Below are 7,214 nucleotides of genomic sequence, written 5' to 3' on the forward strand. Positions count from 1 at the left end.
ACTGGGTGAGGGGAACCGCAGGATGGAACAGGCACCGGAGCTGACGAGCGCGGCCGATCCCGCGTCGGCGGCCTGGCGGGCCAACGAGGAGGCGCACCGCGCCCTCGTGGAGGAACTGCGCGGCAAGCTGGCCGCCGCCCGGCTGGGAGGCGGGGAGAAGGCGCGGGCGCGGCACACCGCGCGCGGGAAGCTGCTGCCCCGGGACCGGGTGGACGGTCTCCTCGACCCCGGCTCGCCCTTCCTGGAGCTCGCGCCCCTGGCCGCCGACGGGATGTACGAGGGACAGGCGCCGGCCGCCGGGGTCATCGCCGGGATCGGCCGGGTCGCCGGACGCGAGTGCGTGATCGTCGCCAACGACGCCACCGTCAAGGGCGGGACGTACTACCCGATGACGGTGAAGAAGCATCTGCGGGCGCAGGAGGTGGCCCTGGAGAACCGCCTGCCCTGTCTGTACCTGGTCGACTCCGGCGGCGCGTTCCTGCCCATGCAGGACGAGGTGTTCCCGGACCGCGAGCACTTCGGGCGGATCTTCTACAACCAGGCCCGGATGTCCGCGGCCCGCATCCCGCAGATCGCGGCCGTCCTCGGCTCGTGCACGGCCGGCGGGGCGTACGTCCCGGCCATGAGCGACGAGGCCGTCATCGTCCGCGGCCAGGGCACGATCTTCCTCGGCGGTCCCCCGCTGGTGAAGGCCGCCACCGGTGAGGTCGTCACCGCGGAGGAGCTGGGCGGCGGGGAGGTGCACTCCCGGGTCTCCGGCGTCACCGACCACCTCGCCGAGGACGACGCGCACGCCCTGCGGATCGTGCGGACCATCGCCGCCACGCTCCCCGCGCGCGGGCCCCTCCCCTGGGAGGTCGCGCCCGTCGTGGAACCCAAGGTCGACCCCTACGGGCTGTACGGCGCCGTCCCGGTCGACTCCCGTACCCCCTACGACGTACGGGAGATCATCGCGCGCGTGACCGACGGCTCCCGGTTCGCCGAGTTCAAGGCCGAGTTCGGGCAGACCCTGGTCACCGGCTTCGCCCGGATCCACGGTCACCCGGTCGGGATCGTCGCCAACAACGGCATCCTGTTCTCCGAGTCCGCCCAGAAGGGCGCCCACTTCGTCGAGCTGTGCGACCAGCGCGGGATCCCGCTGGTGTTCCTGCAGAACATCTCCGGGTTCATGGTGGGCCGGGACTACGAGGCCGGCGGCATCGCCAAGCACGGCGCCAAGATGGTCACCGCCGTCGCCTGTACGCGGGTCCCGAAACTGACCGTCGTCGTCGGCGGGTCGTACGGCGCCGGGAACTACTCCATGTGCGGCCGGGCCTACTCGCCCCGCTTCCTGTGGATGTGGCCGAGCGCCAAGATCTCCGTGATGGGCGGCGAGCAGGCCGCCTCCGTCCTCGCCACGGTCAAGCGCGACCAGCTGGAGGCCCGGGGCGAGGAGTGGCCCGTGGCCGAGGAAGAGGCCTTCAAGGACCCCATCCGGGCGCAGTACGAGCGTCAGGGCAACGCCTACTACGCGACCGCCCGGCTGTGGGACGACGGGGTCATCGACCCGCTGGAGACCCGCCAGGTGCTGGGCCTCGCGCTGACCGCCTGTGCCAACGCGCCGCTGGGCGACCCCCAGTTCGGCGTCTTCCGGATGTGAGGGGCTTGCCGACGATGTTCGACACCGTGCTCGTGGCCAACCGGGGCGAGATCGCCGTCCGCGTCATCCGCACCCTGCGCTCCCTGGGTGTGCGCTCGGTCGCCGTCTTCTCCGACGCCGACGCGGACGCCCGGCACGTCCGGGAGGCCGACACCGCCGTACGGATCGGTCCGGCGCCCGCCGCCGAGAGCTATCTGTCGGCGGAGCGGCTGCTGGAGGCCGCCGCCCGGACCGGCGCCCGGGCCGTCCACCCGGGATACGGCTTCCTGGCGGAGAACGCCGCCTTCGCGCGCGCGTGCGCCGACGCGGGGCTGGTGTTCATCGGGCCGCCCGCCGACGCCATCGCGCTCATGGGCGACAAGATCCGGGCCAAGGAGACCGTGCGGGCCGCCGGGGTGCCGGTGGTGCCCGGTTCGAGCGGCAGCGGTCTGACGGACGCGCAGCTCGCCGCCGCCGCCCAGGAGATCGGCGTACCCGTGCTGCTGAAACCGTCGGCCGGCGGAGGCGGCAAGGGCATGCGGCTGGTGCGGGACGCGGACCGGCTGGCCGACGAGATCGCCGCCGCCCGCCGCGAGGCCCGCGCCTCCTTCGGCGACGACACGCTCCTGGTCGAGCGGTGGGTCGACCGCCCCCGGCACATCGAGATCCAGGTCCTGGCCGACGGCCACGGCAACGTCGTCCATCTGGGCGAGCGCGAGTGCTCCCTGCAGCGCCGGCACCAGAAGGTGGTCGAGGAGGCTCCGAGCGTGCTGCTCGACGAGGAGACGCGCGCGGCCATGGGCGAGGCGGCCGTGCAGGCGGCGCGCTCCTGCGGGTACCGGGGCGCGGGCACCGTGGAGTTCATCGTCCCGGGCGGCGACCCCTCGTCGTACTACTTCATGGAGATGAACACCCGGCTGCAGGTGGAGCACCCGGTCACCGAACTCGTCACCGGGCTCGACCTGGTGGAGTGGCAGCTGCGGGTGGCGGCGGGCGAGGCCCTGTCCTTCGGGCAGCGGGACGTGCGCCTCACCGGGCACGCGGTCGAGGCGCGCATCTGCGCGGAGGACCCCTCGCGCGGGTTCCTGCCGTCCGGCGGGACCGTCGTCGCACTGCGCGAGCCGCAGGGCGACGGCGTGCGCACCGACTCCGGGCTCAGCGAGGGCACCGAGGTCGGCAGCCTGTACGACCCGATGCTGTCCAAGGTGATCGCGTACGGGCCGGACCGCGCGACGGCGCTCAGGAAGCTGCGGGCCGCCCTCGCCGGGACGGTCACGCTGGGCGTGCCGACCAACGCCGGGTTCCTGCGGCGGCTCCTCGCCCATCCGGCGGTCGTGGCGGGCGAGCTGGACACGGGCCTGGTCGAGCGGGAGGTGGACACGCTCGTCGTGGACGACGTGCCCGCGGAGGTCTACGCGGCGGCGGCTCTGCTGCGTCAGGCCTCCCTCGCGCCCGCCGAAGGCCCGGGCTGGACCGACCCGTTCGCGGCCCGTGACGGCTGGCGCCTGGGCGGCGAGCGGGCGTGGACCCCGCACCACCTCCGGGTGCCGGGCCACGAACCGGTCACCGTACGCGTGCGGCGCACGCCGGACGGCGCGACGGAGCTGCTGCTTCCCGGGGCGGAGCGGCCCCTCCGGGGGGCCGGGGGTCCGGCGCCGCGGCCCGGTGCCGGGGACCGGTTCAGCTTCCGGCTCGACGGTGTCTGCCACACCTTCGCCGCCCTGCCGGACGGCACCTGGCTGGGCCGGGACGGCGACGCGTGGCACGTCCGCGACCACGACCCGGTGGCCGCCTCGCTGACCGGCGCCGCGCACTCCGGCGCCGACTCGCTCACCGCGCCCATGCCCGGGACGGTGACGGTCGTGAAGGTCGCCGTCGGCGATGAGGTGACGGCCGGTCAGAGCCTGCTGGTGGTGGAGGCGATGAAGATGGAGCACGTCATCTCCGCCCCGCACGCCGGCACGGTCGCCGAGCTGGACGTGACACCGGGGACGACGGTCGCCATGGACCAGGTGCTGGCCGTCATCACCCCGGCGCAGACATCGGCGGAGGAGGACCGGTGACACTTCCCATGGTCGTACCGGCCCCGGACCTGCCCGCCCGGGTCAGGATCCACGAGGTGGGCCCGCGCGACGGACTGCAGAACGAGAAGACGGCCGTGCCGACGCAGGTCAAGGCGGAGTTCGTGCGCCGCCTGGCCGCCGCGGGCCTCACCACCGTCGAGGCCACCAGCTTCGTGCACCCGAAGTGGGTGCCCCAGCTCGCCGACGCGGAGCAGTTGTTCCCGCTGGTGAGCGATCTGGACGTGGCGCTGCCGGTCCTGGTGCCGAACGAGCGCGGGCTGGACCGGGCCCTGGCGCTGGGAGCGCGGCGCGTCGCCGTCTTCGCGAGCGCCACCGAGTCCTTCGCCAAGGCCAACCTCAACCGCACGGTCGACGAGGCGCTGGCGATGTTCGAGCCGGTGGTGTCCCGGGCGAAGGCGGAGGGCGCGCACGTGCGCGGATACCTCTCCATGTGCTTCGGCGACCCGTGGGAGGGCGCGGTCCCCCTCCCCCAGGTCGTCCGGGTCTGCCGCGCCCTGCTCGACCTGGGCTGCGACGAGCTGAGCCTCGGCGACACCATCGGCGTCGCGACGCCGGGTCACGTCCTGGAGCTGCTCGCCGCGCTCAACGAACAGCGGGTGCCCACCTCCGTCCTGGGTGTGCACTTCCACGACACCTACGGACAGGCGCTCGCCAACACCCTGGCCGCGCTCCAGCACGGCGTCACCACCGTCGACGCCTCCGCGGGCGGCCTCGGCGGCTGCCCGTACGCGAAGTCCGCCACCGGAAACCTCGCCACCGAAGACCTCGTGTGGATGCTGCAGGGCCTCGGCATCGACACCGGGGTCGACCTCGGCCGTCTCGTCGCCACGAGCGAGTGGATGGCCGGGCAACTGGGCCGACCCAGCCCCTCCCGCACCGTCCGAGCCCTGTCCCACAAGGAGCAGTGACCCGACATGGACCACCGTCTCTCCCCCGAGCTGGAAGAACTCCGCCGTACGGTCGCGGAGTTCGCCCACGACGTCGTCGCGCCGAAGATCGGCGACTTCTACGAGCGGCACGAGTTCCCGTACGAGATCGTCCGCGAGATGGGCCGCATGGGCCTGTTCGGACTGCCGTTCCCGGAGGAGTACGGCGGCATGGGCGGCGACTACCTGGCACTGGGCATCGCCCTGGAGGAGCTCGCGCGCGTCGACTCGTCCGTGGCGATCACCCTGGAGGCCGGCGTCTCGCTGGGCGCCATGCCGATCCATCTGTTCGGCACCGACGCGCAGAAGCGGGAGTGGCTGCCCCGGCTGTGCTCCGGCGAGATCCTGGGCGCCTTCGGTCTGACCGAGCCCGACGGCGGGTCGGACGCGGGGGCGACGCGCACGACGGCCCGCCTCGACCCGGACACCGGCGAATGGGTGATCAACGGCACCAAGTGCTTCATCACCAACTCGGGCACGGACATCACGGGCCTGGTGACGGTCACGGCGGTCACCGGCCGCAAGCCGGACGGCAGACCGCTGATCTCCGCGATCATCGTCCCGTCCGGCACGCCGGGCTTCACGGTCGCGCAGCCCTACTCGAAGGTCGGCTGGAACGCCTCCGACACCCGGGAACTGTCCTTCACCGACGTGCGGGTGCCGGCGGCGAACCTGCTGGGCGAGGAGGGGCGCGGGTACGCGCAGTTCCTGCGGATCCTCGACGAGGGCCGGATCGCGATCGCCGCGCTGGCGACCGGGCTGGCGCAGGGGTGCGTGGACGAGTCGGTGAAGTACGCGCGGGAGCGGCATGCCTTCGGGCGTCCGATCGGCGCCAACCAGGCCATCCAGTTCAAGATCGCCGACATGGAGATGAAGGCCCACACGGCCCGGCTGGCCTGGCGTGACGCCGCCTCCCGGCTGGTGACGGGCGAGCCCTTCAAGAAGGAGGCGGCTCTGGCCAAGCTCTACTCGTCCACGATCGCCGTCGACAACGCCCGCGACGCCACCCAGGTGCACGGCGGCTACGGCTTCATGAACGAGTATCCGGTGGCCCGTATGTGGCGCGACTCCAAGATCCTGGAGATCGGCGAGGGCACGAGCGAGGTCCAGCGGATGCTGATCGCCCGGGAGCTGGGCCTGGCCGGCTGACCGGAGCAAGCGGCTGATTCACCCCGTCAACTTGCCTGCGTGTCAGGCAAGTTGACGGTAGGGGTGCGGTCATGGACAGCGCACAGGTGGCGGATCACGGCGCCCCGCCCCCTGGACAGGATCTGAGGTTAGGCTAACCTATCTTCGAATTGTCCGGCGGTGATCCGCACGTTCGAAAGCAGCCACTCTCATGCCCAACGCCAGCGCCAACCACCTCACCCGCCGCGGCGTTCTCGCCGCCGGTGGCGCCCTCGGCCTCGGTGCCGTGCTCGCGGCCTGCGGGGACGACGACGCGAAAAGCAGTGGCTCGGAGTCGTCGGCGAACACCTCCGCCAAGTCCGGCCCCTGGACCTTCAAGGACGACCGCGGCACCACCGTGAAGCTCGACAGGATCCCGGCGGACATCGTCGCGTTCACCGGTGTCGCCGCCGCCCTCTACGACTACGGCATCCAGGTCAAGGGCGTCTTCGGCCCGACCACGACCGCCGACGGCAAGGCCGACGTCCAGGCCGGCGACATGGACGTCTCCAAGGTCGAGGTCCTGGGCAACGTCTGGGACGAGTTCAACGTCGAGAAGTACGCGGCCCTCGCGCCCGACGTCCTCATCTCCACGATGTTCGACGACGCCGGCACCCTCTGGTACGTCCCCGAGGCGTCCAAGGACAAGATCGCCAAGCTCGCCCCGAGCGTCGGCATATCCGTCTACGACCGTCAGCTCACCGCTCCGCTGGAGCGCCTGTGGGAGCTGGCCGAGTCCCTGGGCGCGGACATGACCACTGCCAAGGTCACCGACGCGAAGAAGCGGTTCGAGGCCGCCGCGACCCGGCTGCGCGCCGCCGCCAAGGCCAAGCCCGACATCAAGGTCATGGCGGGTTCCGCCAGCGCGGAGCTGTTCTACGTCTCCGGCAGCAACCTCTCCATCGACCTGGAGTACTTCAAGGCCCTCGGCGTGAACTTCGTCGAGCCTCCGGAGAGTGCGAAGAAGGAGGGTGGCGGCTGGTACGAGTCGCTGTCCTGGGAGAACGTCGACAAGTACGCGGCGGACATCATCATGATGGACGACCGGTCCTCGGCGCTTCAGCCTTCGGCGATCACCGAGGCGACCTGGAAGAAGCTGCCCGCGGTCAAGGCGGGGCAGGTCATCGCCCGGTCGCCGGAACCCATCCTTTCGTACGACAAGTGTGTGCCGTTGCTCGAGACTCTCGCCGAGGCTCTCGAGAAGGCGAAGAAGGTCAGCTGAAACAGGGTGGCTCGGGTCGTGGGTGAGCCGCGGCCGTCGGCGGCCGGTCGCACCCACGTGGCGGGGGGGGGGGGTGGGGGGGCCGCGCGGGGGCGCGGCCGGGGTGGGGGGGGGCCTTTTTCACCAGAACCGCGGCCCGGCGGGAACGGCGGGGCGGGGCCTGCGTCCCGCGCGGCCCACCCCCACCAGCAGGCCGT

At 72.2% G+C, this 7,214-nt stretch carries 5 protein-coding genes; all 5 read left to right on the forward strand.

The window, feature by feature from the left end:
* Positions 1-22: 22 nt before the first annotated feature.
* Positions 23-1,639, forward strand: a complete 1,617-nt coding sequence (locus ACFY30_RS31810; RefSeq protein ID WP_390848599.1) for a carboxyl transferase domain-containing protein — start codon at positions 23-25, stop codon at positions 1,637-1,639.
* A gap of 14 nt (positions 1,640-1,653) precedes the next feature.
* Positions 1,654-3,681, forward strand: a complete 2,028-nt coding sequence (locus ACFY30_RS31815; protein ID WP_390848600.1) for an acetyl/propionyl/methylcrotonyl-CoA carboxylase subunit alpha — start codon at positions 1,654-1,656, stop codon at positions 3,679-3,681.
* On the forward strand, positions 3,678-4,610 hold the full coding sequence (locus tag ACFY30_RS31820; RefSeq protein ID WP_390848601.1) for a hydroxymethylglutaryl-CoA lyase: 933 nt from the start codon (positions 3,678-3,680) through the stop codon (positions 4,608-4,610). Before ACFY30_RS31815 ends, ACFY30_RS31820 begins: the two co-directional genes overlap by 4 nt.
* 6 nt (positions 4,611-4,616) lie before the next feature.
* Positions 4,617-5,777 (forward strand): acyl-CoA dehydrogenase family protein, encoded by a 1,161-nt coding sequence (locus ACFY30_RS31825; RefSeq protein ID WP_390848602.1) that lies wholly within the window; start codon positions 4,617-4,619, stop codon positions 5,775-5,777.
* 190 nt (positions 5,778-5,967) lie between these two features.
* Positions 5,968-7,017: an ABC transporter substrate-binding protein gene (locus ACFY30_RS31830; RefSeq protein ID WP_390848603.1), complete on the forward strand. Its 1,050-nt coding sequence runs from the start codon at positions 5,968-5,970 to the stop codon at positions 7,015-7,017.
* Positions 7,018-7,214: the final 197 nt, after the last annotated feature.

Origin of the sequence: Streptomyces sp. NPDC000345 (genome assembly GCF_042898825.1) — a bacterium.
Classification (GTDB): Bacteria; Actinomycetota; Actinomycetes; order Streptomycetales; family Streptomycetaceae; genus Streptomyces.